This window comes from Streptomyces sp. NPDC012794 (assembly GCF_042901085.1).
GTDB lineage: Bacteria > Actinomycetota > Actinomycetes > Streptomycetales > Streptomycetaceae > Streptomyces.
In genome coordinates, this window is record NZ_JBIBCI010000008.1 from 179,945 (window position 1) to 206,058 (window position 26,114).

Sequence of the window (26,114 nt, forward strand, 5' to 3'; positions counted from 1 at the left end):
ATGATGCAGACCGCCAACAACTTCTCCGTATCCCGGTACGCGCCCCAGAAGGGCCCGCTCGCCCGGCTGACGGCCCGTGACTCGGTCCTGCGCCGCCTCGACTGGCCGATACTGCTGTCGGCGCTCGCCCTGTCCCTGATCGGCGCCGTGCTCGTGTGGTCGGCGACCCGCCACCGGGACACCCTCAACCAGGGCGACCCGCAGTACTTCCTCTGGCGCCACCTGCTCAACACCGGCATCGGCTTCCTCCTGATGATCGGGACGGTCCTCCTCGGCCACCGCAACCTGCGCGGGGCCGTACCGGTCCTCTACGGGCTCTCGCTCCTGCTCGTCACCGCCGTGCTCACCCCGCTCGGCGCCACCATCAACGGCGCCCACGCCTGGATCGTCATCGGTGGCGGCTTCTCGCTGCAGCCCTCGGAGTTCGTGAAGGTCACGATCATCCTGGTGATGGCGATGCTGCTGGCGGCCCGGGTCGACGCCGGAGACCTGGAACATCCCGAGCACCGCACCGTGGTCAAGGCGCTGTGCCTGGCCGCCGCGCCCATGGGCATCGTCATGCTGATGCCCGACCTCGGGTCGGTCATGGTGATGGTCGTGATCGTGCTGGGAGTGCTGCTGGCCTCCGGGGCCTCCAACCGCTGGGTGGTCGGCCTGATCGGCGCCGGAACCGCCGGAGCCATCCTGATCTGGCAGCTGGGCGTCCTCGACCAGTACCAGATCAACCGCTTCGCCGCCTTCGCCAACCCCGAGCTCGACCCCGCCGGCGCCGGCTACAACACCAACCAGGCGCGCATCGCGATCGGCGGCGGCGGCCTCACCGGCTCAGGCCTGTTCGAGGGCCCCCAGACCACGGGCCAGTTCGTGCCCGAACAGCAGACCGACTTCGTGTTCACGGTCGCGGGGGAGGAGCTCGGCTTCATCGGCGGCATCCTCATCATCGGCCTGCTCGGAGTGGTCCTGTGGCGCGCCTGCATGATCGCCCGCGCCACCACCGAGCTGTACGGGACCATCGTGGCCGCCGGGATCATCGCCTGGTTCGCCTTCCAGTCCTTCGAGAACATCGGGATGAACCTCGGCATCATGCCGGTGGCGGGCCTGCCGCTGCCCTTCGTGTCGTACGGAGGATCGTCGATGTTCGCCGTCTGGGTGGCCGTCGGGCTGCTCCAGTCGATCCGCGTGCAACGCCCCCTCTCGGCCTGAGCCGACACGGTACGGAGGGGGTCGTTCCGCCGAACGCCGAGGCCCTCTCCCACCGTGCTCCGATCGGGACTAGATTCGGTTCATGGCGGACACCAAGCGCGAGATCGAGCGGAAATTCGAGTTCCCGCGATCCGGCGGGAAGCGCTCCGGCACCACCGGTGACACCGACGGCGGCGCCGGCACGACCGGAGACCCCGGGAACACGGGAAACACCGGCCGGGCGGCGAAACCCGGTGCGGGCGGCAAGGCGGCCGGGCACGGCAAGGCCGCCCGGCGCGCAGAGCCCCGGGCCGGCGCCCGGCACGAGCTCCCCGACCTCACCGGCACCGCCGCCATCGCGGCCGTCCACGACCGGGGCACCGACCACCTCGACGCCGTCTACTACGACACCCCCGACCAGCGGCTCGCCGCCGACGGCCTCACCCTGCGCCGCCGCACCGGCGGCGAGGACTCCGGCTGGCACCTCAAACTCCCCGTCGCCCCCGGGGTCCGCGACGAGATCCAAGCCCCCCTCGCCGACACCGTCCCGCCCGCCCTCGCCGCCCTGGTCCGCTCCCGGGTGCGCGACCACCGGCTCGAACCCCAGGTCCGGCTGCGCTCCGAACGCCGCACCCGCGACCTCCTCGACGCCGACGGCACCCTCCTCGCACAGCTCAGCACCGACACCGTCCACGCCGAACGGGGCGGGGCCACCGCGGACTGGACCGAGGTCGAGGTCGAACTCGCCGACGGCACCGGCCCCGCACTTCTCGACGCCGTCGAACAGACCTTCCAGAAGGCCGGGCTCAAGGTGTCCGAGGCCCCCTCCAAACTCGCCCGTGCCCTCGCCGAGACCGGCAGCGGGGCCCCCGCCCGGCCCGCGCCCGGCCCGGCCGACGGAACCGCCGGCGCGCACGTCCTCGCGTACCTGCGCCGGCAGGTCGACACCCTGATCAGCTGCGACCCGGCCGTACGACGCGACCAGCCCGACTCGGTGCACCGGATGCGGGTCGCCTCCCGGCGCCTGCGCAGCGCGTTCAAGACCTACCGCAAGATCCTCGACCGCGAGGTCACCGACCCCATCGGCGAAGAGCTGCGCCGGCTCGGCACCGAACTCGGCGCCGACCGCGACCGGGAAGTCCTCCACGACCACCTTCGCGAAGCGGTCGCCGGCCTCCCCCACCCCCTCCTCGCCGGCCCCGTCCACAAGCGGCTGCGCACCTGGAACAGCACCAGCCGCTCCGCGTCGCGCCGCCGCGCCCTCGCCGCCCTGGACGACGCCCGGTACCTCACCCTCCTCGACACCCTGGAGGCCCTGCTCGCCGACCCGCCGCTGCTGCCCAGGGCCGCGAAGCCCGCCGGCAAGGCCCTCCCCAAGGCGATCCTGCGCGACTACCGCAGGCTCGCCCGGCGGGTCGACCGCGCCCTGACCCTCGGCCCCGGGCAGGAACGCGACCGGGCCCTCCACGAGGCCCGCAAGGCCGCCAAGCGCGCCCGCTACGGCGCGGAGGCCGCCGAACCCGCCCTCGGGAAGCCCGCAAACAAGTTCGCCAAGGCCATGGAGGCGGTCCAGGACGTGCTCGGCGAACACCAGGACAGCGTGGTCACCCGCAACGTCCTGCGCGACCTGGCCCACCAGGCCCACGGCGCCGGCGAGCCCTCCTTCACCTGGGGGCTCCTCCACGGCCGCGAGGAGGCCCGGGCCGAACGCACCGAAGGCGACCTCCCGGCCGTCTGGGCCCGGGCGTCGCGACCGAAGCTCCGCTCCTCCCTGTGAACGCGGGTCGCGCGAGGTCCGGTGCGCGCCCCGCCCCCGCCGGCCGCTGGATTCAGGGGGCGGCTCCGGGCGGGTTACGCTTGAGAGTCGCCCCCCTGCCCGCTCACGAAGGTTGCTATGCCCGCCGAGTCAGTCTTCCCTCAGCTCGAGGCCCTGCTTCCGCACGTTCAGAAGCCGATCCAGTACGTCGGTGGTGAGCTGAACTCCACCGTCAAGGACTGGGACGCCTGTGACGTCCGCTGGGCACTCATGTACCCGGACGCCTACGAAGTGGGTCTGCCCAACCAGGGCGTCATGATCCTCTACGAGGTGCTGAACGAGCGCGAGGGCGTCCTCGCCGAGCGCACGTACTCGGTCTGGCCCGACCTGGAAGCCCTGATGCGCGAGCACCAGGTGCCCCAGTTCACCGTGGACAGCCACCGCCCCGTCTCCGCCTTCGACGTGTTTGGCCTGTCCTTCTCCACGGAGCTGGGCTACACCAACATGCTCACGGCGCTGGACCTCGCCGGCATCCCGCTGGAGTCCAAGGACCGGACGGTCGACCACCCCATCGTCCTCGCGGGCGGGCACGCGGCCTTCAACCCCGAGCCGATCGCGGAGTTCATCGACTGCGCGGTCATCGGCGACGGCGAGCAGGCCGTCCTCGACATGACCGAGATCATCCGCACCTGGAAGGCCGAGGGCCGCCCGGGCGGACGCGAGGAGGTCCTGCTGCGCCTCGCGAAGACCGGCAACGTGTACGTGCCGGGCTTCTACGACGTCGAGTACCTCGAGGACGGCCGCATCGGCCGTGTCGTCCCGAACCGCTCCGGCGTGCCGTGGCGCGTCTCCAAGCACACCGTCATGGACCTCGACGAGTGGCCGTACCCCAAGCAGCCCCTGGTCCCGCTCGCCGAGACCGTCCACGAGCGCATGTCCGTGGAGATCTTCCGCGGCTGCACCCGCGGCTGCCGTTTCTGCCAGGCCGGCATGATCACGCGCCCCGTGCGGGAGCGAAGCATCACCGGCATCGGCGAGATGGTCGAGAAGGGCCTCAAGGCGACGGGCTTCGAGGAGGTCGGCCTCCTCTCCCTGTCCTCCGCGGACCACACCGAGATCGCCGACATCGCCAAGGGCCTCGCCGACCGCTACAGCGACGACAAGGTCGGCCTGTCGCTGCCGTCGACCCGCGTGGACGCCTTCAACGTGGACCTGGCGAACGAGCTGACGCGCAACGGTCGCCGCTCCGGCCTGACCTTCGCCCCCGAGGGCGGCTCCGAGCGCATGCGCAAGGTCATCAACAAGATGGTCTCGGAAGAGGACCTGATCCGCACCGTCGCCACCGCCTACGGCAACGGCTGGCGCCAGGTGAAGCTGTACTTCATGTGCGGCCTGCCGACCGAGACCGACGAGGACGTCCTCCAGATCGGCGACATGGCCGTCAACGTCATCGCCAAGGGCCGCGAGGTCTCCGGCCAGAACGACATCCGCTGCACCGTGTCCATCGGCGGGTTCGTGCCGAAGCCGCACACCCCCTTCCAGTGGGCCCCGCAGCTGTCGGCCGAGGAGACGGACGCCCGCCTGGGCAAGCTCCGCGACAAGATCCGCGGCGACAAGAAGTACGGCCGCTCGATCGGCTTCCGCTACCACGACGGCAAGCCGGGCATCGTCGAGGGCCTCCTCTCGCGCGGCGACCGCCGCGTCGGCGACGTGATCCGCGCGGTCTACGAGGACGGCGGCCGTTTCGACGGCTGGCGCGAGCACTTCTCGTACGACCGCTGGATGCGGGCGGCGGAGAAGACCCTGCCGGCGTACGGCGTGGACGTGGCCTGGTACACGACCCGCGAGCGCACGTACGAGGAAGTGCTGCCCTGGGACCACCTGGACTCCGGCCTGGACAAGGACTGGCTCTGGGAGGACTGGCAGGACGCCCTCGACGAGACCGAGGTCGAGGACTGCCGCTGGACGCCGTGCTTCGACTGCGGCGTGTGCCCGCAGATGCAGACGGAGATCCAGATCGGCCCGACCGGCAAGAAGCTGCTTCCCCTGTCGGTCGTGAAGTGACCTCGGCCTCGGCCTCCGGCTGAGCTTTCGCGCTATGCCCCCACCGTCCGACGGTGGGGGCATATGTGTTCGTGCGCCGGCCTCTCCGGCCCGTCGGCCCGCCGGCCCGCCGGGCCCGGGCGCAACGGAACTGCTGGTTCTGGTGTCCTTAGCGGCATGCGGATGGAAAAGCAGCAGGCGGCGCCGGGTGGGGACGGGTGCCTGACCGGGGTGGTCAGGGTGCCGGTGAAGATCGTGGCCGTGCTGGTGGTGCTGCCGGTCCGGGCCGTGTGGGACCTGCTCGTGCTGGGCGCGAGGGCCGCGCGACGCCGTGTGCTGGCGCCACTGGGGCGGGCCGCCGGATGGGTGCTCGCGCGGGTGTGGCGGTACGCGCTGAGGCCGCTGCTGCTCCTCCTCTTCTACTGGCCCTGGGCCGGACTGTGGCGCTACCTGGTCGTGCCCGTCTCCGGCGCCGCGTACACCTGGCTGCTGCGGCCCCTCGGGCTGGGGACCGCCTGGCTGTTCCTCTCCTTCGGGCGGTACGTGCTGGTGCCGCTCGGGACCGGGATCGCATGGGTGGTGCGGCACGCGGTGGTGCTGCCGTCGGGCTGGCTGTACCGCGAGGTGCTCACGCCGGCCGGGCACGGTCTGCGGTGGCTGGTGGGCTGGTTCTGGCGGCTGTTGTTCGTGTGGCCGTGGGTGGGGTTGTGGCGGTACGTCCTCCTGCCGGCCGGGCACGGGCTGGCCTGGATCGGGCGGTACGTGCTCCTGCCGCCGCTCACCCTCCTGTACCGGTACCTGCTCGCCCCCCTCGGAAGCCTCCTCGTCAGCGCCTGGCACCTCGCCGGCCGGATCACCCGGGCCCTCGGCCGCGGCCTGCGCCGGCTGTGGCGCGGCTGCGTGGTCCGGCCCGCCGCGTGGGTGTACCGGCAGGTGGCCACACCCCTCGGCCACGCCCTGCGCGAGGTGTGGCGTACCTCCCGTGCCGCGGTGCGCGAGGCACGGGCCGAGGTCCGTCGCGTGCTGTTCGGGGGACCGCCCCGGGAACCGGCGAGGTCACGGGCGCGTACTCTGGGTAGTACGACAGCCGCCGACGCGGCACCCGCTCCCGAGATCTCCCCGCGCGAACGGCGGGGGTGAGCCGGACGGGTCGACAGACCTCAGGGCGGCGCGCGAGCCGTGCCGCCCCGCACAAGGAGAAGAACCACTGGGCAAGCGACAGCCCGAAGGCCCGCCTCCCGCACCGGTGGTGCAGCGCATCCGACTGCGCTACACCAAGCGTGGCCGCCTCCGGTTCACCAGCCACCGAGACTTCCAGCGCGCATTCGAGCGCGCCCTGCGCCGCGCCGAGGTGCCCATGGCGTACTCGGCCGGCTTCACCCCGCACCCCCGTGTCTCGTACGCGAACGCCGCCCCCACCGGGACCGGCAGCGAGGCCGAGTACCTCGAGATCGGCCTCGCCGAGGCCCGTGACCCCGAGAAGCTCCGCGAGCTGCTCGACGAGTCCATGCCGGCCGGCCTCGACATCGTCGACGCCGTCGAGGCCCGCACCTCCGGGCTCGCGGACCGCCTGACGGCCTCGGTCTGGGAGCTGCGCCTGGAGGGCGTGGAGCCCGCCGACGCCGCGCGGGCGGTGGAGGTCTTCCTCGCGGCCGAGACGGTCGAGGTGCAGCGCCGGACCAAGAACGGCATGCGGACCTTCGACACCCGCGGCGCCGTCGTCAGTCTGGAGGCTCTTCCCGCCCCGGCTGATAGGCCGCTGGACAATGCCTGTGCGATACTGCGGCTGGTTGTTCGGCATTTGACACCTGCCGTGCGACCCGACGACGTCCTGTCCGGTCTCCACGCTGTGGCCGACCTGGCGCCGCCGGTCCCCGCAGCGGTGACCAGGCTGGCGCAGGGGCTCTTCGACGAGGAGTCCGGCACGGTGACCGACCCGCTCGCGCCCGACCGCGAAGCCGTCACGGCCGCCCCACCCACGGCCGCCGTGAATGCCGACGCGAAGGCGCCGGAAGGTCCCGCCGCGTAAGGAACGTCGTCGTCGCGCCGCCCTGGCACTCGGGAGCCACCTGGGTCGGGCAGCGCACAGACCTGAAGACTTCCGCCAGGCCGTACGGACAAGACGTACGGAACCGGCGGCCATGGACTACAGCTCCCGTGTGGCGAACGCGCCCCGGAGGCCGGCTCCGCGCCCTTCGCGCGGAGCCGCGCCGGACCGGACGTCAGCCGCGGCGCCCGGGAGCGTGACGGGAGAACCCCGCATGCTCAACAACGAAAACGAGAACACCTCCGCCGCCGACAGTGGCAGCCCCAGCGACAACCTGCCCCCGCGCAGGCGTCGCCGCGCGGCTTCCCGGCCGGCCGGCCCGCCCGGCGGCGTCGCCGCCGAGGCGTCCGTAGAGGCCGCCGCCGAGACCGCCCCGGCCGCTCCGGCGCCGGCCGTCGAGGAGGCTCCGGCCGCTCCCGCGCCGCGTGCCCGTCGCCGTGCGACGCGTGCCGTCGCCGCGCCTGCCGCTGAGGCGGCCGAGGTCGTCGTGGAGCCGGCGCCGGCGCCGGTCACCGAGGAGCCCGTGGCCGCTCCGGCCCCGCGCACCCGCCGCCGCGCCACCCGGGCCACCACCGCTCCGGTCGCCGAGACCGCCCCGGAGGCCGCCGCCGAGACCGCCCCGGCCGCTCCCGCCCCGGTCGTAGAGGAGGCTCCGGCCGCCGCCGCGCCGCGTGCCCGTCGCCGTGCGACGCGTGCCGTCGCCGCGCCTGCCGCTGAGGCGGCCGAGGTCGTCGTGGAGCCGGCTCCCGCTCCGGCGGTGGAGGAGGAGGCTCCGGCCGCTCCGGCCCCGCGTGCCCGTCGCCGTGCCACCCGCGCCGTCGCCGCCCCCGCGGCCGCCGAGCCGGCCGAGGTCGTCGTGGAGTCCGCCCCGGCTCCGGCGGTGGAGGAGGAGGCTCCGGCCGCTCCCGCGCCGCGTGCCCGTCGCCGCGCCACCCGCGCCGTCGCCGCCCCGGCCGCCGCCGAGGCCGCCCCGGCCGTCGAGGAAGCGGAGGAGGAAGCGGAAGAGGCCCCGGCCGCGGGGGAAGCGCCCCGGGCCGCGACCCGCGCCGTCACCGTCGCCGACGCCGTGGACGCCCCCAAGCGGGGCCGCCGCCGCGCCACCCGTTCCGCCGCCCCGGCCGCCCCCGCCGCCGCGGCCCCCGCCGCGCAGCCCGAGGCCGCCGCCGCGCCCGAGGCCGCCCCGGCCGGCCGCCGCCGCGCCGCGCGTCCCGCCGTGGCCGTCTTCCAGGCGCCGGTCTTCGCCGAGCCGATGTTCCAGACGCCGGAGACCGCCGCCATGGCCGCCGCGGCCGCTGCCGCCGCCGCTTCGGTGGAGGAGGACGAGGAGGAAGAGGCCGAGGCCGTCGCCGAGGTCCAGGCCCCCGCCGCGCAGCCGGCCGGCCGTCGCCGCCGCCGTCGCGGTGCCGCCGAGCCCGTCGCCCCGGCCGAGCCGGAGCTCGCCGAGGAGGAGCCGGAGGCCGAGGCCGCCGAGTTCGACGAGGACGAGGCCGACGAGTCGGGCGAGCGCCCCTCGCGCCGCCGCCGTCGCGGTGGCCGTCGCCGCCGTCGCGGTGAGAACGCCGACCTGGACGAGTCCGCGTACGAGGAGGGCGAGGCCGAGGCCCCCGCGCAGGAAGCCGAGCCGCGGGAAGCCGAGCAGGAGGAAGAGGAAGAGGAGGCCGACGAGGCCCTCGGTTCCGCCTCCAGCCGTCGCCGGCGCCGGCGACGCCGCCGCAGCGGTGACGGTGCCGTCGAGGTCGAGGCGGGCGAGGAGGACGGTGTCCGTACCGTCCTCAAGGTCCGCGAGCCGCGTCCGGCGCGCGAGAAGGCCGAGCTGGGCACCGGCGCTGACGAGGTCCAGTCCATCAAGGGCTCGACGCGTCTGGAGGCGAAGAAGCAGCGCCGCCGCGAGGGCCGCGAGCAGGGCCGCCGCCGGGTGCCGATCATCACCGAGGCCGAGTTCCTGGCCCGCCGCGAGGCCGTCGAGCGCGTGATGGTCGTCCGCCAGGCGGGCGAGCGCACCCAGATCGGCGTCCTCGAGGACAACGTGCTCGTCGAGCACTACGTCAACAAGGAAGAAGCCACCTCGTACGTCGGCAACGTCTACCTGGGCAAGGTCCAGAACGTGCTGCCGTCGATGGAGGCCGCCTTCATCGACATCGGCAAGGGCCGCAACGCCGTCCTGTACGCCGGTGAGGTCAACTTCGAGGCGCTCGGCATGGCCAACGGGCCGCGCCGCATCGAGTCCGCCCTGAAGTCCGGCCAGTCGGTCCTGGTCCAGGTCACCAAGGACCCGATCGGCCACAAGGGCGCCCGCCTGACCAGCCAGGTCTCGCTGCCCGGCCGTTACCTGGTCTACGTGCCCGAGGGTTCGATGACCGGTATCAGCCGCAAGCTGCCCGACACCGAGCGCGCGCGTCTGAAGACCATCCTCAAGAAGATCGTCCCCGAGGACGCGGGCGTCATCGTGCGCACCGCCGCCGAGGGCGCGAGCGAGGACGAGCTGCGCCGTGACGTCGAGCGTCTGCAGGGGCAGTGGGAGGAGATCCAGAAGAAGTCGAAGCAGATCACGACCTCGTCGCCGAGCCTGCTCTACGGCGAGCCGGACATGACCGTCCGCGTCGTGCGCGACATCTTCAACGAGGACTTCTCCAAGGTCATCATCAGCGGTGACCAGGCGTGGCAGACCATCCACGGCTACGTGTCCCACGTGGCTCCGGACCTGGCCGACCGGCTGTCCCGCTGGACCTCCGAGGTCGACGTCTTCGCGACGTACCGGATCGACGAGCAGCTCGCCAAGGCGCTCGACCGCAAGGTGTGGCTGCCCTCGGGCGGCTCCCTCGTGATCGACAAGACCGAGGCGATGATCGTCATCGACGTCAACACCGGCAAGTTCACCGGTCAGGGCGGCAACCTCGAGGAGACCGTCACCAGGAACAACCTGGAGGCGGCCGAGGAGATCGTGCGCCAGCTGCGGCTGCGCGACCTGGGCGGCATCGTCGTCATCGACTTCATCGACATGGTCCTGGAGTCGAACCGCGACCTGGTGCTGCGGCGCATGCTGGAGTGCCTGGGCCGTGACCGCACGAAGCACCAGGTGGCCGAGGTCACCTCGCTGGGCCTGGTCCAGATGACCCGCAAGCGGGTGGGCCAGGGTCTGCTGGAGTCCTTCTCCGAGACCTGCGTCCACTGCAACGGCCGCGGCGTGATCGTCCACATGGAGACCCCGTCCGCGGTGGGCGGCGGCGGCAACGGCAAGCGCGCCAAGCGCCGCGGTGGCCGTGGTCACGAGCACGAGCACGAGGTGGAGACGGTCGAGACCGTCGACACCGAGCTGCTGGAGGAGGCCGAGACCGAGGCCGAGGTGGCCGCCGAGCTCGCCGCGCCCCGTGCCCTGCCGGAGCCGGCGTTCGTGCCGGACGAGGAGCTGTACAGCAGCGCCGCCGAGGCCGAGGCCGCGGCGGGCGTCAGCGGGCGCCGCAACCGTCGCCGCGCCACCCGTAAGGCGACCGCTCCGGCGGGCGCCCCGCGCGGTGCGGAGCGGTTCGCCGCCCAGGCCCCCGCCCCCGCGCCGGTGACCCCGGTGGTGGAGGCGGAGCCGGTCACCGAGCCCGCCGACACGGTGCTGGAGCCGGCCGCGGAGGTCGTCGCCGAGGCCGTCGAGGCCGCTGAGACGGTCGAGGCCGCCCCGGTGGCTCCGGCCGCCCCCGTGGAGGAGGCCGCGCCGAAGGGCCGTACCCGTCGCCGGGCGACCCGCAAGGCGACCGCGCCGGAGCCGGAGCCCGTCGTGGCCCCGGAGCCCGTGGCGGTGGCCGAGCCGGAGCCGGCCGTGGAGGCCGTCGCCGAGCCGGAGCCGGTTGCCGAGCCGGAGCCCGTGGTCGCCGAGACCCCGGCCGAGCCCGTCGTGGAGGCCGCCCCGGCCCGTCCGCGCCGCCGTGCCGTACGCAGGGCCACCGCGCCCGCCGGTGCGGTGGAGGCCGCCATCGTGGTCGTCGAGGCTCCGGCCGCCGAGCCCGCGCCGGCCGCCCCGGAGCAGGCTCCGGCCGAGGCCCCCGAGCCGGAGGCCGCCGAGGCCGAGGCCGAGGCGCCGGCTCCCGCCAAGAAGGCCGCCCGCAAGGCGCCGGCCAAGAAGGCGGCCACCACGGCGAAGAAGGCCCCGGCCAAGAAGGCCGCGGCCGCCAAGAAGACCGTCGCGAAGAAGGCGACGGCCAAGAAGACGACGGCGAAGCGGGCCACGAAGAAGACCGCGGCGGCGGAGCAGAGCGCTCCGTCCGTCTCGGCTCCGACCGAGGCCTGATCCGTTCCGTGACCGTGGACCCCGCCCCCGGGCGGGGTCCACGGTGCCACGGGGCCCGGTTTGACCCTCCGGAACCAGCCCCGTAACCTAGACCGTCGGCGTGTCTTGAACGATTACCCGTTCAGCGTGCGTCGCGCTCCTGAGCACCTTCCTCCCGCACGACCGCGCAAGCGGCCGGGTCACGGGAGAGGCCGCTCGTCCAATTCCGGATCATCGCGGGCCGCGGCCCGTGTGAGCGGCTGGCTTCAGGAGCATCCGTCCCGAGTGAGAGAGAGATCCGCGTGTACGCCATCGTGCGCAGCGGTGGTCGCCAGCACAAGGTTGCTGTCGGCGACATCGTTGAGGTTGACAAGATTTCCACTGCCAAGGCTGGCGACACGGTCGAGCTCTCGACCCTGCTCGTTGTCGACGGCGACGCCGTGACCAGTGACCCGTGGGTGCTGGCCGGGATCAAGGTCACGGCCGAGGTCGTGGACCACACCAAGGGCGCCAAGATCGACATCCTGCGCTACAAGAACAAGACCGGCTACCGCCGTCGCCAGGGTCACCGTCAGCAGTACACGGCGATCAAGGTCACCGGTATCCCCACGGCTGCGAAGTAAGAGGGACTGAGACATGGCACACAAGAAGGGCGCATCGTCCACTCGGAACGGTCGCGATTCCAATGCTCAGCGGCTCGGCGTGAAGCGCTTCGGCGGTCAGGTCGTTTCCGCTGGTGAGATCCTCGTCCGCCAGCGCGGCACCCACTTCCACCCGGGTGCCGGTGTCGGTCGCGGTGGCGACGACACGCTGTTCGCGCTGCAGGCGGGTGCCGTTCAGTTCGGCACGCACCGTGGTCGCAAGGTCGTCAACATCGTTCCGGCCGCCTGATCCAGCTTCCCGCTGAATCACACGCGTTCGTAACAGCCCGAGGGCGGATCTCGTCTCTTCCCGGCGCATGCCGGGAAGAGGGGTCCGCCCTCGGCGCGTTGTCACAGAGACACGTTTAATGGGCAGCAAGGCCTGCCCGGGACATTCCCGTATGTATCTGGAGGAACACCCATGACCACCTTCGTGGACCGCGTCGAGCTGCACGTCGCCGCGGGTAACGGGGGCCACGGCTGCGCCTCCGTACACCGGGAGAAGTTCAAGCCGCTCGGCGGCCCCGACGGGGGAAACGGCGGACGTGGCGGCGACGTCATCCTGGTGGTGGAGCAGGCGATCACCACCCTGCTGGACTACCACCACAGCCCCCACCGCAAGGCCACCAACGGCAAGCCCGGCGAGGGCGGCAACCGCTCCGGCAAGGACGGCCAGGACCTGATCCTGCCCGTGCCGGACGGCACCGTCGTCCTGGACAAGCAGGGCAACGTCCTCGCCGACCTCGTCGGCCAGGGCACCACCTACGTAGCCGCCGAGGGCGGCCGCGGCGGCCTCGGCAACGCCGCGCTCTCCTCCGCCCGCCGCAAGGCCCCCGGCTTCGCGCTCCTCGGCGTTCCCGGCACCACGGACGACATCGTCCTGGAGCTGAAGACCGTCGCCGACGTGGCGCTGGTCGGCTTCCCGAGCGCCGGCAAGTCCTCGCTGATCTCGGTGCTCTCCGCCGCCAAGCCGAAGATCGCGGACTACCCCTTCACCACCCTCGTCCCGAACCTCGGCGTGGTCACGGCCGGCTCGACCGTCTACACCATCGCCGACGTCCCGGGTCTGATCCCCGGCGCCAGCCAGGGCAAGGGCCTCGGCCTGGAGTTCCTGCGCCACGTCGAGCGCTGCTCGGTCCTCGTGCACGTGCTGGACACCGCTACCCTGGAGTCCGACCGCGACCCGGTGGGCGACCTCGACCTCATCGAGGAGGAGCTCAAGCTCTACGGCGGGGGCCTGGAGAAGCGTCCGCGCCTCGTCGTCCTGAACAAGGTCGACATCCCGGACGGCAAGGAGCTCGCCGAGATGGTCCGCCCGGACCTGGAGGCCCGCGGCTACAAGGTCTTCGAGGTGTCGGCCGTCGCCCGTACGGGTCTGAAGGAGCTCTCCTACTTCCTCGCCGAGGTCGTGGCCAAGGCGCGCGCCCGCAAGCCCAAGCAGGAGGCGACCCGCATCGTCATCCGCCCGAAGGCCGTGGACGACGCGGGCTTCACCGTCACCTACGACGAGGTGGAGGACGTGTACCGCGTGCGCGGCGAGAAGCCGGAGCGCTGGGTGCGCCAGACCGACTTCAACAACGACGAGGCCGTCGGCTACCTCGCCGACCGGCTCAACCGCCTCGGTGTGGAGGACGCGCTGCGCAAGGCCGGTGCCAAGGCGGGCGACGGAGTCGCGATCGGCTCCGAGGAGAACGCGGTCGTCTTCGACTGGGAGCCGACCATGATGGCCGGCGCCGAGATGCTGGGCCGCCGAGGCGAGGACCACCGTCTGGAGGCCCCGCGTCCGGCCACCACGCGCCGCAAGGAGAAGGAAGCCAAGCGGGGCGACGCCGCCCAGCAGGAGTACGACGAGTTCCGTCCCTTCTGACGCCGTCCCTCCCCGGCGTGCGCCTTCTTGAACGGGGCTTTACGCCGTTCGCCTAGGATCCAACGGGTGAGCAGCCATTCCAGCAGTGACACCGCCGCGGCCCCCTCGGTCTCGGTGGTGGTGATCGCGTACAACGACGCCGGGCTCGTGGGCGAGGCCGTTTCCTCGGCCCTCGCCCAGGGCCCGGTGGTCGCCGAGGTCATCGCGGTCGACGACGCCTCCTCGGACGGGACCGCGCGCGTGCTGGACGACCTGGCGGCGGCCCATCCGCGTTTGAGGGTGCTGCACCGCACGCGGAACAGCGGCGGCTGCGGCACCCCCCGCAACGACGGAATCGCCGCCGCCACCTCCCCCTACGTGCTCTTCCTGGACAGCGACGACGTCCTGCCGCCGGGCGCCGTCCGGGCGCTGCTGCGGGCGGCCGAGGAGCACCGCGCCCCCGTCACGGTCGGCTCGTGCGTGCGGCGGGAGCTGCCGGAGGGCCGTGAGGTGCCCTGGATGCCCGGCCTGTACACGCCGGGTGACGTCATCGAGCGGCCCGCCGACCGGCCCGAGCTGGTGCGGGACACGCTCTGCGTCAACAAGCTGTACGACCGCGCCTTCCTGGAGAAGCACGGGATCCGCTTCCCCGACGGCCGGTTCGTGTACGAGGACTTCGTCTTCACCTCCCGCGTCCTGGCCGCCGCGCCCCGGATCGCGGTCGTCGGCGACCTCGTCTACGTGTGGCACGTGCGCCGCAGCGCCGCCCGGGTGTCGATCTCCCTGGACCGCGCGGACGTCGGGAACTGGCGCTCCCGCGTCGAGGCGCACCGCACCGCCTCGCGCACCCTCGCCGCCGCCTCGCCGGAACTGGGCCGCGCCTGCCAGGTGAAGTTCCTGGACTACGACCTGCGGATGTACCTGCGGGAGCTGGGCACGGACCCCGAGTACCAGGCCGCCTGGTGGAGCCTCACCCGTGAGTACCTGGCGGGCTTCGACCCGGCCGACATCGATGCCGCCCCCGCCCGTGCCCGCTGGATCGCGCGGGTGCTCGCGGCCGCCGAGGCCCCGCCGCAGGACGTGGAGCGGCTGACCCGGTTCGCCGCCGAGCCGGCCCGGCTGCTGCCCCCGTACGCGCGTGACGCGGCCGGGCTGCCCGTGTGGAGCGAGCGGCTGCCGGTGCCGCTGGACGGTCTGGACGCCGTACCGGTGGAAGCGCTGCCCGTCACCGTCGACGCCGCGCCCGCCGGGGCGGGGGCCGTCCGGATCCGGGTGCGCGACCTGTACGGGCGGCTCGCCGGGGCCGGTCCGCGGACCGTTCGGCTGAGCTTCCCGCCCCGGGCAGGCGGCGAGCCGGTGCTGGTGCGGCCGGTCGAGCTGCGGGCCGCCGCGGACGGGGACGGGTGGACCGCCGAGGTGCCCTTCCGGCTCGCCGCGCTGGCCGCCGAGGGGCGCCGCCGGGGGCTGCGCGGGATGCAGGCCTGGGACGTCCGGGTGGGCGTGGACTGCGCCGACGGGAGCTCCCTGGTCACCTCCCTGCGCCCCTCGGGCGGTCTGCTCCGCCGCAGGGCCCTGCCCAGCAGCCGGTACGGTGTTCTGCTGGCGCAGCCCTACCGCACGGCCGCCGGAGCGCTGGCCGTGCGCCTCGCGCCCGGTGCCGGGGGCGCGCTGACCTTCGTACGCAACCGCCTCGACCGCGCCCGCACGCGGCGGTCACGCTAGAGCTCGGGAGACACGCATGACATTTCTGATCACCGGTGGTGCCGGCTACATCGGCGCGCACGTCGTCCGCGCGATGCTGCTCGCGGGTGAGAAGGTCGTGGTCTTCGACGACCTCTCCACCGGCAGGGAGGACCGCGTACCGGAGGGCGTCCCGCTGGTGACGGCCTCGGTGCTGGACCGCCTCGCCCTGGACGAGGCCATCGCCGAGCACAAGATCACCGGCGTGGTGCACCTGGCGGGCAAGAAGCAGGTCGGGGAGTCCGTCGAGAAGCCGCTGTACTACTACCGAGAGAACGTGCAGGGCCTCACGGTGCTGCTGGAGGCCGTGGCGGCCGCGGGCATCCGCAACTTCCTCTTCTCCTCCTCCGCCTCCGTGTACGGCATGCCCGACGTGGACTCCGTCACCGAGGAGACCCCCTGCAAGCCGCTGAGCCCGTACGGCGAGACGAAGCTCGCCGGCGAGTGGCTGGTGCGCGCGGCCGGCAAGGCGCACGGCATCTCCACCGCCTGCCTGCGCTACTTCAACGTGGCGGGCGCGGCCACCCCCGAGCTCGCGGACACCGGGGTCTTCAACCTGGTCCCGATGGTCTTCGAGCGGTATGACGCCGGCGAGGGCGCCCGCATCTTCGGTGACGACTACCCGACCCCGGACGGCACCTGCATCCGCGACTACATCCACGTCGAGGACCTGGCCGACGCCCATGTGGTGGCCGCCCGCCGGCTCGCCGAGTGGGGTGCGGCGGGGGACCACAAGGACCTCACTGTCAACATCGGGCGGGGCGAGGGCGTCTCCGTCAAGGAGATGGTCGAGCTGCTGAACGAGGGCACGGGCCACACCTACGCGCCGGTCGTCACCCCGCGCCGTCCCGGTGACCCGGCGAAGGTCGTGGCCTCGGCCGACCGGATCGCCGCCGAGCTGGGCTGGAAGGCGCGGCACGACGTCCGCGAGATGATCACCTCGGCGTGGGCGGGCTGGGAGGCCAACCGCAGGGCCGGCCACCGCGACCCGCACAAGGACGTCCACACCGTCTGACGTCCGGCTTCGCGCCATGTACGCGGCCGCCCGCCCCGGGACCCGGTCCCGGGGCGGGCGGCCGCGTACGTACGTACGGGCGGGTCAGCGTTCGAGGAGGGCGAACAGCTCTTCCCACCGGTCGGTGATCTCCGCCGCGGAGTAGCGCCGCACGTGGCGGAAGGCCGCGTCGCCGAGCGCCTCGCGCGTGTCGCGGTCCGACATCAGGGTGTCGAGGTGCCCGGCCAGCTCCATCGTGTTGCCGAGGCGGGCCAGCAGCCCGTCCTCACCGTGCCGCACGATCTCGCGCACGCCCGGCGCGCAGTCGAAGGCGGCCACGGGCAGGCCCGCGGCCATCGCCTCCAGCAGGGTGATCGGGAAGCCCTCGGCGCGGGAGGCCTGCGCGAAGACGGAGGCCTCGCGCAGCGCGCCCAGTACGTCGGCGGTGCTGCCCATCCACTTCACGGAGTCCTCCACGCCGAGCGAGGCGCAGTGCGCCCGCAGGGCCGCCTCCTCGATGCCCGCGCCGTAGATCCGCAGGGTCCAGTCCGGGTGGCGCGGGGCGGCGTCCGCCCACGCGTCGAGGAGCAGGTCCATGCCCTTCTCGAAGGCGAGGCGGCCGACGCTCGCGACGACCTTCGCGGTGCGCGGGGCGGGGGAGTCCGGCATGAACGGCAGCGGGTTCGGCATGCTGTCGACGTTCTCCATGCCGGCCCGGATCCACAGGTCCGCGTCCTCCGGGGTGAGCACCAGCAGCCGGTCGGCCTGCGCGTAGAAGCGGCGGACCCGCGCGCCCCGGGTGGACTTGTGGCTGGCCTCGAAGGACTCGTGGCTCATCCCGATGACCGACAGCCCCTTGGTGTCGGCGAGGGCCACCCACTCCATCGCCCAGACCTGGGTGACGATCACGACGGCGCCAGGCCGGGCGGCCCGGAACAGGCCGCTCAGCACCTCCGCCTTGGCCCGCATGCCCGCCTGGCGGGCCGCCTGCCGGCGCCGCTCCGGGGCGTTGAGCCGGCCCTTGAGGCCGCGCAGCCGGCGGGCCCTGGGCGGGTGGGCCTCGTACAGGGTGGTCGTCTCGTACGGGAGGCCGGACGGCAGCTGCTGGCGGATCTCCTCCGCCACGGGTGCGATGCCGATGACGTGCACCCGGTGGCCGCGGTCGGTGAAGAGCCGGGCCATCTGGTGCGACCAGGTGGTCACGCCGCCGAGCTCGTCCACGCTGTTGGAGACGAGGAAGATGTCGCGGCCGCCCGGCGCTGTGGACTCGTGGGGCTGCTGGCTCACTTGCCGCTCCTGGGGAAGAACTTCTCGACGATCTGGCGGGCGGCGTCCCCGCGGTCGTACTCGCCGAATTCGCTGAGGAAGCGCTGGCGGGCCTCCGCGTACTTGGCGTCGGCCTCGTCGAAGGCGGAGACGGCCTGCATCAGCTCGTCGGCCGTGGCCACGACGGGCCCCGGTGCCTTCTCCTTCAGGTCGAAGTACGTGCCGCGGATGTCGGTGGCGTACTTCTCGTAGTCGTACGCGAAGAACAGCATCGGCCGGTCGAGCACCGCGTAGTCGAACATCACGGACGAGTAGTCGGTGATCAGCCCGTCGGCGAGCGCCAGCAGCGGGGTGATGTCGTGGTGCCGGGACACGTCGATCACCCGGCCCGCCACCGACGGCGGCAGCGAGACGCTGTTGAGGTAGTGCGTGCGCACCAGCAGCGTGAAGCGGTCACCGAGGCGGTCCGCGAACTCCTCGACGTCGAAGGGGAACGCGAAGCCCTCCACCGTTCCGTCCGCGCTCGCCCGGAAGGTGGGCGCGTACAGCAGCACCCGCTTGTCCGGGTCGATGCCCAGCTCGGCGGCGAGCGGACCGCGCACGCGCTCCCCGCTGTCCGCCTCGGCGCGGTGGGCCTCGACGAGGGCGTCGTTGCGCGGGTAGCCGGTGCGCAGCAGGACCTCGTCGCGCAGCCGGAAGCCCTTGGCGAGGGTGCGCACGTCGTGCTCGGAGCGGACCAAGAAGTGGTCGAAGCGGTTGACGGCCGCTTGGAAGCGGTCCTGCCCGGCCCGGCCCTGTGCCTTGGTGTGGGGCTCGTGGAAGCCCATCCGCTTGAGCGCGGAGCCGTGCCAGGTCTGGATGTACGTGGTCCCCGGGCGCTTGGCCAGCGCCAGCGGGAAGCCCTGGTTGTCGACCCAGTACTCGGCCTGGGCCAGCGCGCGCAGGTAGGGCCAGCTCCAGCGCTTGACCAGGGTGGCCTCCTCGGGGAAGCCGGTGGGCCGGGCGCCCGCGTAGGACCAGATCGCCTCGAAGGGCGCGCCCTGGCGGACGAGCTCCTCGTAGATCGCCTTCGGGCTGTCGCTGTACTGCTTGCCCATGTGGCTCTCGAAGACGACCGTGCCCTTCTTGACCGGCAGCTTCGAGAAGACCTCGTGGTAGACCTTCACCTTCTGCTCGCCCGAGCCGAGGTTGCGGCGGGCCTTCAGGGCCCGGCGCAGGCCGCGCTTGACCACGCCGGCCGCCTTGCCGTGCATGGCGCTGCTGAGCAGTGTCTGCGTGCGCACGGCCGCGGCGCCCTCGGCGGTGAGGACGTAGGAGAGGTTGCCCTTCTTCGTCACCTCGGGCTCGAAGCGGTCGGAGACGAGCCGGGTCAGGCGCGGGCGCACCCGCAGGCGGGCCGCGGACTCCAGGTCGACGCCGCCGACCGAGACCCGGGTGGTGAGCCGGTCGGCGCCGGCCGTCAGCTTGAGGCGGACGTCCCAGACGGCGTCGATGATGCCGAGGGGGCGCACGGTGCCGGCGATGTCGGCCGTGGCGGTCCACTCGATCGTGTGACCGGCGTGGCGCACGGTGGTCACCGGGAAGCTGAAGGAGCGCACCCCGATCTGCCGGCGGGCCCGGAATTCCAGGGAGGCCTTGAGCTCGGTGTCCTCCTGGATGCGGCCCAGCGGGTTCACGACGGCGCCGGACAGCGTGACCGTGCCGCGCCCGTCGTCCTCGTACGAGGTCAGGCGGTTGCCCAGGACCAGGGAGGACAGCGGTGCGGTGTGGAAGCCCTGGCCGGTGACGTCCAGTATCCGGCGGCCCTCGGCGTCGTCGAGGTGGTCGCCGCACCAGTAGACGCGCCCGTCGCGCTCGGCGAGGGGGGAGGACAGCCGGCCCTTGTTGGTCATGGAGTCGGCGGCCATGAGGAGGTTGTCCCAGTCCTCCTTGCCGAGGAGGTAGGCGCAGATGGCCTGGAGGTGGGTGACGTTGTCGTACGCGGCCGGGTCGATGCCGGCCAGGTAGCCGTTGGCCAGCCGGGCGAACTCCCGGCGGTAGTCGTCGCCCAGCAGCGGCAGGTCGCGCAGGTGCAGCACCAGGTCGTGCTTGAGGAACTTGGCGTCCTTCGCGGTCTTGATGGCGGTGTGGCCCTTGGCGGCCAGCAGCTCGTCGACGCGGCGGTGGATCTCCATCCGGTGGACGAAGTTCGCGATCTCGTGGCGCCGGTTGCTGATCGACTTCGACTGGGCCTTCTCGACCACGTTCCAGAAGTACACGTGGTTCGGGATCAGCGTGATGCGGCGGGCGGCGACGTACGCCTGGGCCGAGAACAGCAGGTCCTCGTAGTGGATGCCGACCGGGAACTCCAGGCCCTGCTCCAGCAGGAAGGCGCGCCGGTAGCACTTGTTCGTGGAGAGGGTGTCGTAGACCAGCAGGTCCGGATACTCGGTGATCGACTCCAGGGTCCGGGTACGGGAGTAGAGCCACGGGTACCACTCGGTGGTCTTGCCCCACCGGTTGTCGAGGTGCACGCGCACGCACATGCCCGAGACCAGGTCGGAGCCGGTCCGCTCGGCGGCCACCAGCATGTTCCGGCAGGCGTTGCGCTCCAGGACGTCGTCGCTGTCCAGGAACATGACGTAGGTGCCGGTGGCCTGCTGGATGCCGTGGTTGCGGGGGGCGCCGCAGCCGCCGCTGTTCTCGGGCAGCTGGAAGGCGCGCACCCTGCCCGGGTTCGCCGCTTCCAGCTCCCGGGCGACCGCGTAGGAGCGGTCCTCGCTGCAGTCGTCCACGATCACGACCTCGACCCCGTGCAGGGTCTGGTCCAAAACCGACTGGACTGCTGTCGGCAGACGCTCTGCGTCGTTGTAGACGATGACGACCACGGAGACGTCAGGCACGTGCACCTCGATCCTTTCGTTCCATTCCGCTTATTCCGTCAAAGCTACCGTGTGCCACACGCGACTCGGGCAGGCCGGCCGCCGGCGTGCATACTTCTAAGGAAGAGGTGAGTGGCGGGCCCGGTCGCCGACAATCACCCGTTAGGACGCTGCAGGAAGTGCTCATGACCAAGCTGTCGGTAGTTGTCCCCTGTTACAACGAAGAAGCCGTCATCGACCGGTTCGACGCGGAGATCCGCCGGGTGCTGGACACCCTGCCCGTCGAGTACGAGGTCTGTTACGTCGACGACGGCAGCCGGGACGGGACCCTCGGCAAGCTCCGCAAGATCGCCGCCGAGTACGGGGAGCAGACGCGCTACGTCTCCTTCAGCCGGAACTTCGGCAAGGAGGCCGGCATGCTCGCCGGGCTCCGCGAGGCCACCGGCGACGCCGTGGTGATCATGGACGCGGACCTCCAGCACCCGCCGGAGCTGATCGCCACCATGCTGGAGCACTACCGGCAGGGCCACGACCAGATCATCGCCCGGCGCACCCGCGAGGGCGACAAGAAGCTCCGCTCCGCCCTCAGCCGCCTCTACTACCGCGGGGTCAACCGCTGGGTCGACGTGGAGCTCACGGACGGCGTCGGAGACTTCCGCATGCTGTCGCGGCCGGCCGTCGACGCCCTGCTCGCCCTCCCCGAGTACAACCGCTTCTCCAAGGGCCTGTTCTCCTGGATCGGCTTCGACACCGTCCACTTCGACTACCAGAACGCCCAGCGCGAGGCGGGCGAGACCAAGTGGAAGTTCGGGTCCCTGCTGAACTACGGCATGGACGGGCTGATCTCCTTCAACAACAAGCCGCTGCGCCTCGGTATCTGGCTCGGCGTGTCGCTGGTCGCGCTGACCGGCCTGTACGCGCTGTGGATCACCGTCATGGCGATCACCAACGGCATCGATTCGCCCGGCTACGTCACCATCGTCGCGATGATCGCCGGCATCGGCGGCATGCAGATGATCATGCTGGGCCTGATCGGCGAGTACATCGGCCGCATCTACTACGAGAGCAAGCGCCGCCCGCACTTCCTGGTCAAGGAGGCCCACGGCGCCGAGCGGATGCCCGGGATCTCCGAGGCCGTGATCACGGAGCGCAGCCGCTGATGAGCCGGCCCAGCCGACGCGACCAGCTCGGCCAGATCTTCCGGTTCGCCCTGGTGGGCGGGGTCAACACCGGCACCTTCTTCGGCATCTACCTGCTGCTGCACCCGTGGATGCCCTACTTCGCCGCGTACACCCTCGCCTTCGTGCTGTCGATGATCGGGTCGTTCTTCATGAACACCTACTTCACCTACCGCACCCGGCCCACCTGGAAGAAATTCCTCCTCTTCCCGCTGACGAACGTCACGAACTACGTGATCCAGTCCGCCGGCCTCTACGCCCTGGTCAGCTGGGCCGGAATGGACACCCGCATCGCGCCGCTCGTCGCGGCCGTCGTCGCCATCCCCTTCACCTTCCTGCTCTCGCGCCGGATCCTGATCCCCGGCACCGGGGCGGGCCCGGCCGGCGGCCCCGGACCGGAGCGGGTGTCGGAGCCCTCCTCGTCCACGGTCTGAAACCGGCGGGCGGGCCCGCCGCCCCACCCCGTAGATTGGCCCGGTCGCAGGGATCGGTCGGTTCGATGAGGGGAAAGACGTGTCAACGGCTAGGCAAGGTGTCGTGGACGCCCGCAGGATCGTGGTCAAGGTCGGCTCCTCCTCCCTGACCACCGCCGCGGGCGGCCTCGACGCCGACCGGGTGGACGCGCTGGTCGACGTACTCGCCAAGGCCCGCAGCGGCGGCGAGAGGGAGATCGTCCTGGTCTCCTCCGGAGCCATCGCCGCCGGCCTCTCCCCGCTCGGCCTGGCCCGCCGCCCCAAGGACCTCGCCCGGCAGCAGGCCGCCGCCAGCGTCGGCCAGGGCCTCCTCGTCGCCCGCTACACGGCCTCCTTCGCCCGCTACGGCGTTCGCGTCGGCCAGGTCCTCCTGACCGCCGACGACACCAGCCGGCGCGCCCACTACCGCAACGCCTACCGGACCCTGGACCAGCTCCTGGACATGGGTGCCCTGCCGGTGGTCAACGAGAACGACACCGTCGCCACCGACGAGATCCGCTTCGGCGACAACGACCGGCTGGCGGCCCTGGTGGCCCACCTCGTCCGCGCCGACCTCCTCGTCCTCCTCTCCGACGTCGACGGGCTGTACGACGGAGACCCGTCCCTGCCCGGCACCACCCGCATCGCGGAGGTACGCGGTCCCGAGGACATCGCCCACGTCTCCATCGGCAGTGCGGGCAAGGCCGGCGTCGGCACCGGCGGCATGGTCACCAAGGTCGAGGCCGCGCGGATCGCCGCCGCCGCCGGGATCCCGGTGGTCCTGACCTCCGCCAGCCACGCCGCCGACGCCCTGGCCGGCCGCGAGACCGGTACGCACTTCCACGCCACCGGCCGCCGTTCCGCCGACCGGCTGCTCTGGCTCCAGCACGCGTCGACCCCGCAGGGCCACCTCGTCCTGGACGACGGCGCCGTACGCGCGGTCACCGAACGCGGCAGCTCACTGCTGGCCGCCGGCATCGCCGCCGTCGAAGGCGACTTCAGCGCCGGCGACCCGGTGGAGCTGCGCGCCGCCGACGGCCGGGCCGTGGCCCGGGGCCTGGTCAACTTCGACGCCAAGGAACTCCCGCAGCTCCTAGGCCGCTCCACCCGCGAGCTTGCGCGGGAGCTCGGACCCGCGTACGAGCGGGAGGTCGTCCACCGCGACGATCTGGTGCTGCTCCAGGGCTGAGGTTCGGCAAAACCGCCGCGCGGCGGGCCGGGGACTGGTCAACTGTGTGGGGTGGACACGCGTGGCGCAGACAGGAGGCGGGCTGGTGAGACGAGCGCTGACCAGCGTGGGCGGCGGCGGGGACGAGCAGGCCGAGACCTCCCGGCTGTGGCACATCACCCTGAGCGTCTCCGGTAAACCGGCGCCGCTCTCCGAGGTGCGGCGCGGGCTGGAGCAGCTCGCGCACGACCACCCCTTCCTGCTGACCAGCCGGTACGCCGACGACCACGCGGAGATCCGGTACTGGGAGGAGGCCCGCGACCTCCACGACGCGGCGGCCGTCGCGCTGCGGCTCTGGGGCGAGCACCGCTCCTCGGCGCAGCTGCCGCCGTGGGAGATCGTCGGGCTGGAGGTCATCGACCGCCCCACGTACCGCCAGCGGGTGGCCGAAGGCTACGGCCCGCCCCCGGCCCACCCCGTAGGGGTGCACCCCTACTAGGCCGCCGTGTGAGGCACGGGGCGTCCGGCAGCTCGGCGAACGGGGATCCGGGGAACGGGCCTGGTGCGGCCGTGAGGGGGAGCCTTCCCGGAGCGCGGGCCGGTCCCCCCGGGCCCTCCCGGCGACCGGCGGCCCGCACGCGCGGCCGGACCGGCCGGCCCGGCCGTCTCGGGGGATGGGAAGGGCGGCGGAGCCCGGGGCCGCGGGGATTACCCTGGGCCGCATGACCTCGCTCGACGACGCCACCGCCGCCTCCCCCGTCACCGCCACCGCGCAGGCGGCCCGCACCGCCGCCGCCGCCATCGCGCCACTCCCGCGGTCCGCCAAGGACACCGCCCTGCTGGCCATCGCGGACGCGCTGGAGGCCCGTACGGCCGAGATCGTCGCCGCCAACGCCGTCGACACCGACAAGGCGCGCGCCGCCGGCACCAGCGAGACCGTCATCGACCGCCTCACCCTCACCCCCGAGCGCGTCCGCGCCATCGCCTCGGACGTCCGCGACGTCGCGGCCCTCCCGGACCCCGTCGGCGAGGTCGTCCGCGGCTCCACCCTCCCCAACGGCATCGACCTCCGGCAGATCCGCGTCCCGCTCGGCGTCGTCGGCATCATCTACGAGGCCCGCCCCAACGTCACCGTCGACGCCGCCGCCCTCTGCTTGAAGTCCGGCAACGCCGTCCTGCTGCGCGGCAGCTCCTCCGCCTACGCCTCGAACACCGCCCTCGTCGCGATCCTGCGCGACGCCATCGAGGGCGCCGGCCTGCCCGCCGACGCGATCCAGCTCGTCCCCGGCGAGTCCCGCGACTCCGTCCGCGAGCTGATGCGCGCCCGCGGCCTCGTCGACGTCCTCATCCCGCGCGGCGGTGCCTCCCTCATCAAGACCGTCGTCGAAGAGTCCATCGTTCCCGTCATCGAGACCGGTACGGGCAACTGCCACGTCTACGTCGACGCCCAGGCCGATCTCGACATGGCCGTGGACATCCTCGTCAACTCCAAGGCCCAGCGGCCCTCCGTCTGCAACGCGGCCGAGACCCTCCTCGTGCACCGCGACATCGCCGACGCGTTCCTGCCGCGCGCCCTCGACGCGCTCGCCGACGCCGGCGTGACCGTCCACGGCGACGACCGGGTACTGGCCGCCGCCGAGGGCACCAAGGCCACCACGCTGCCCGCCACCGACGAGGACTGGGCCGCCGAGTACCTGTCGTACGACATCGCCGCCGCCGTCGTGGACTCCCTCGACGACGCCGTCACCCACATCCGCCGCTGGACCTCCGGTCACACCGAGGCGATCGTCACCACTTCGCAGGCCGCCGCCCGCCGCTTCACCCAGCTGGTCGACTCGACCACCGTTGCCGTGAACGCCTCCACCCGGTTCACGGACGGTGGCCAGTTCGGCTTCGGCGCGGAGATCGGGATCTCCACCCAGAAGCTGCACGCCCGGGGCCCGATGGGGCTTCCCGAGCTCACCTCCACCAAGTACATCGTCACCGGCGACGGTCACGTACGGTAGTCGCCCCGGGGACACGGTGTGGCCGGAATCAGGCTCACACCCTGCCCAAAGCGGCCCCCCAGGTCTACGCTGGTTCCGTGCCGGACGACGTGGGGGGCAAACCGTTCCCGGACGACGGGGAGCCCGACGACGACCGCGGAGGCGCGGATCACGAATTCGCCTCCGTGGTGTTCGACGAGGACTTCGTCCGGAACGCCGAGATCCATGAACCGAGCGCGGCCGAGCGCCAGCGCGCGGCCGACCGGGCGCGCGCCGAGGCCGAGGCCGCCCGCGTCGCCGGGGGCTGGGCGGGCGACGACGACTACGGCCACCCCGACGGGTACGGCCTCGACGACCCCGGATGGGAGTCCGGCCCGTACGGCCACGGATACGCCGAAGGCCCGTACGGGGCGTACGGCGGAGCCATGCGCCCTTACCGCGGCCGCTCACCCTGGCTGCGCCCGGTCGCCTGGGTGCTCGCCGTCGTGATGGGGCTCGGCATGGTCGCGCTGGCCTTCAGCGCCGTCTACCGCAGCGCCTCCGGCGACCAGGACCCCGCACCCGCCCCCGCGAGCACCCCGCTGAGGGAAGTCACCGGCGTCGGCGCGTTTACGTACCCCGTCGGCCGCCAACCCTGAAGGTACGACCCCACTCGTTCACGCCGGAGCTGGGGGCTTCTCTGAAGCGGGGACAGCGGGAG

At 72.6% G+C, this 26,114-nt stretch carries 19 protein-coding genes; 17 read left to right on the forward strand and 2 right to left on the reverse strand.

Annotated features, from left to right (window positions below):
- Positions 1 to 3 precede the first annotated feature (3 nt).
- The 11 genes from rodA to galE all read left to right on the forward strand — a co-directional run bounded on the left by rodA (position 4) and on the right by galE (position 16,525).
- Positions 4 to 1,203 carry a rod shape-determining protein RodA gene (gene rodA, locus ACFY7H_RS17495; RefSeq protein WP_388939132.1) on the forward strand — a complete coding sequence of 400 codons (1,200 nt, stop codon included), beginning with the start codon at positions 4 to 6 and terminating at the stop codon, positions 1,201 to 1,203.
- Positions 1,204 to 1,285: 82 nt separating this feature from the next.
- Positions 1,286 to 2,959, forward strand: a complete 1,674-nt coding sequence (locus ACFY7H_RS17500; protein WP_388938934.1) for a CHAD domain-containing protein — start codon at positions 1,286 to 1,288, stop codon at positions 2,957 to 2,959.
- A 117-nt stretch (positions 2,960 to 3,076) separates the two neighbouring features.
- Entirely contained in the window at positions 3,077 to 5,002 is a 1,926-nt protein-coding gene (locus tag ACFY7H_RS17505; RefSeq protein WP_388938936.1) for a TIGR03960 family B12-binding radical SAM protein, read from the forward strand.
- Positions 5,003 to 5,158: 156 nt separating this feature from the next.
- Positions 5,159 to 6,121, forward strand: a complete 963-nt coding sequence (locus ACFY7H_RS17510) for a hypothetical protein (RefSeq protein WP_388938937.1) — start codon at positions 5,159 to 5,161, stop codon at positions 6,119 to 6,121.
- Between the two features lie 109 nt (positions 6,122 to 6,230).
- Positions 6,231 to 7,010: a TIGR03936 family radical SAM-associated protein gene (locus ACFY7H_RS17515; RefSeq protein WP_388938938.1), complete on the forward strand. Its 780-nt coding sequence runs from the start codon at positions 6,231 to 6,233 to the stop codon at positions 7,008 to 7,010.
- A gap of 232 nt (positions 7,011 to 7,242) precedes the next feature.
- A complete protein-coding gene (locus ACFY7H_RS17520; RefSeq protein WP_388938939.1) occupies positions 7,243 to 11,304 on the forward strand; it encodes a ribonuclease E/G in 4,062 nt (1,353 codons plus the stop codon).
- Between the two features lie 281 nt (positions 11,305 to 11,585).
- Entirely contained in the window at positions 11,586 to 11,906 is a 321-nt protein-coding gene (rplU, locus tag ACFY7H_RS17525; RefSeq protein ID WP_007264039.1) for a 50S ribosomal protein L21, read from the forward strand.
- Between the two features lie 13 nt (positions 11,907 to 11,919).
- Positions 11,920 to 12,174, forward strand: a complete 255-nt coding sequence (gene rpmA, locus ACFY7H_RS17530; protein WP_008738950.1) for a 50S ribosomal protein L27 — start codon at positions 11,920 to 11,922, stop codon at positions 12,172 to 12,174.
- A 171-nt stretch (positions 12,175 to 12,345) separates the two neighbouring features.
- Entirely contained in the window at positions 12,346 to 13,791 is a 1,446-nt protein-coding gene (obgE, locus tag ACFY7H_RS17535; RefSeq protein ID WP_388938940.1) for a GTPase ObgE, read from the forward strand.
- A 66-nt stretch (positions 13,792 to 13,857) separates the two neighbouring features.
- Positions 13,858 to 15,492: a glycosyltransferase gene (locus tag ACFY7H_RS17540; RefSeq protein ID WP_388938941.1), complete on the forward strand. Its 1,635-nt coding sequence runs from the start codon at positions 13,858 to 13,860 to the stop codon at positions 15,490 to 15,492.
- Positions 15,493 to 15,508: 16 nt separating this feature from the next.
- Positions 15,509 to 16,525, forward strand: coding sequence for a UDP-glucose 4-epimerase GalE (gene galE / locus ACFY7H_RS17545; RefSeq protein ID WP_388938942.1), 1,017 nt, complete (start codon positions 15,509 to 15,511; stop codon positions 16,523 to 16,525).
- A gap of 84 nt (positions 16,526 to 16,609) precedes the next feature.
- On the opposite strand, the gene ACFY7H_RS17550 is transcribed toward galE, so the two are convergent.
- Positions 16,610 to 17,791, reverse strand: coding sequence for a glycosyltransferase (locus ACFY7H_RS17550; protein WP_388938944.1), 1,182 nt, complete (start codon positions 17,789 to 17,791; stop codon positions 16,610 to 16,612).
- The gene (locus ACFY7H_RS17555; RefSeq protein ID WP_388938946.1) at positions 17,788 to 20,658 is read right to left on the reverse strand and encodes a CDP-glycerol glycerophosphotransferase family protein; all 2,871 of its coding nucleotides are present in this window, start codon (positions 20,656 to 20,658) and stop codon (positions 17,788 to 17,790) included. Before ACFY7H_RS17555 ends, ACFY7H_RS17550 begins: the two co-directional genes overlap by 4 nt.
- Before the next feature lie 158 nt (positions 20,659 to 20,816).
- On the opposite strand from ACFY7H_RS17555, the gene ACFY7H_RS17560 reads away from it, so the two are divergent.
- From ACFY7H_RS17560 to ACFY7H_RS17585, 6 genes are all read left to right on the forward strand, one after another.
- Positions 20,817 to 21,791, forward strand: a complete 975-nt coding sequence (locus tag ACFY7H_RS17560; RefSeq protein ID WP_388938948.1) for a glycosyltransferase family 2 protein — start codon at positions 20,817 to 20,819, stop codon at positions 21,789 to 21,791.
- Positions 21,791 to 22,243, forward strand: coding sequence for a GtrA family protein (locus ACFY7H_RS17565; protein ID WP_388938950.1), 453 nt, complete (start codon positions 21,791 to 21,793; stop codon positions 22,241 to 22,243). Before ACFY7H_RS17560 ends, ACFY7H_RS17565 begins: the two co-directional genes overlap by 1 nt.
- Before the next feature lie 79 nt (positions 22,244 to 22,322).
- Positions 22,323 to 23,450: a glutamate 5-kinase gene (proB, locus tag ACFY7H_RS17570; RefSeq protein ID WP_388938951.1), complete on the forward strand. Its 1,128-nt coding sequence runs from the start codon at positions 22,323 to 22,325 to the stop codon at positions 23,448 to 23,450.
- Positions 23,451 to 23,532: 82 nt separating this feature from the next.
- The gene (locus ACFY7H_RS17575) at positions 23,533 to 23,928 is read left to right on the forward strand and encodes a hypothetical protein (protein ID WP_388939133.1); all 396 of its coding nucleotides are present in this window, start codon (positions 23,533 to 23,535) and stop codon (positions 23,926 to 23,928) included.
- 223 nt (positions 23,929 to 24,151) lie between these two features.
- Positions 24,152 to 25,435 (forward strand): glutamate-5-semialdehyde dehydrogenase, encoded by a 1,284-nt coding sequence (locus tag ACFY7H_RS17580; protein WP_388938953.1) that lies wholly within the window; start codon positions 24,152 to 24,154, stop codon positions 25,433 to 25,435.
- Between the two features lie 77 nt (positions 25,436 to 25,512).
- Positions 25,513 to 26,052: a hypothetical protein gene (locus ACFY7H_RS17585; RefSeq protein WP_388938955.1), complete on the forward strand. Its 540-nt coding sequence runs from the start codon at positions 25,513 to 25,515 to the stop codon at positions 26,050 to 26,052.
- Positions 26,053 to 26,114: the final 62 nt, after the last annotated feature.

What these genes read in the sequence shown, in the direction of transcription:
- rodA (WP_388939132.1), top strand. Translation starts at nt 4, where the DNA reads ATGCAGACCGCCAACAACTTCTCCGTATCCCGGTACGCGCCCCAGAAG.
- ACFY7H_RS17500 (WP_388938934.1), top strand. Translation starts at nt 1,286, where the DNA reads ATGGCGGACACCAAGCGCGAGATCGAGCGGAAATTCGAGTTCCCGCGA.
- ACFY7H_RS17505 (WP_388938936.1), top strand. Translation starts at nt 3,077, where the DNA reads ATGCCCGCCGAGTCAGTCTTCCCTCAGCTCGAGGCCCTGCTTCCGCAC.
- ACFY7H_RS17510 (WP_388938937.1), top strand. Translation starts at nt 5,159, where the DNA reads ATGCGGATGGAAAAGCAGCAGGCGGCGCCGGGTGGGGACGGGTGCCTG.
- ACFY7H_RS17520 (WP_388938939.1), top strand. Translation starts at nt 7,243, where the DNA reads ATGCTCAACAACGAAAACGAGAACACCTCCGCCGCCGACAGTGGCAGC.
- rpmA (WP_008738950.1), top strand. Translation starts at nt 11,920, where the DNA reads ATGGCACACAAGAAGGGCGCATCGTCCACTCGGAACGGTCGCGATTCC.
- obgE (WP_388938940.1), top strand. Translation starts at nt 12,346, where the DNA reads ATGACCACCTTCGTGGACCGCGTCGAGCTGCACGTCGCCGCGGGTAAC.
- galE (WP_388938942.1), top strand. Translation starts at nt 15,509, where the DNA reads ATGACATTTCTGATCACCGGTGGTGCCGGCTACATCGGCGCGCACGTC.
- ACFY7H_RS17560 (WP_388938948.1), top strand. Translation starts at nt 20,817, where the DNA reads ATGACCAAGCTGTCGGTAGTTGTCCCCTGTTACAACGAAGAAGCCGTC.
- ACFY7H_RS17565 (WP_388938950.1), top strand. Translation starts at nt 21,791, where the DNA reads ATGAGCCGGCCCAGCCGACGCGACCAGCTCGGCCAGATCTTCCGGTTC.
- ACFY7H_RS17580 (WP_388938953.1), top strand. Translation starts at nt 24,152, where the DNA reads ATGACCTCGCTCGACGACGCCACCGCCGCCTCCCCCGTCACCGCCACC.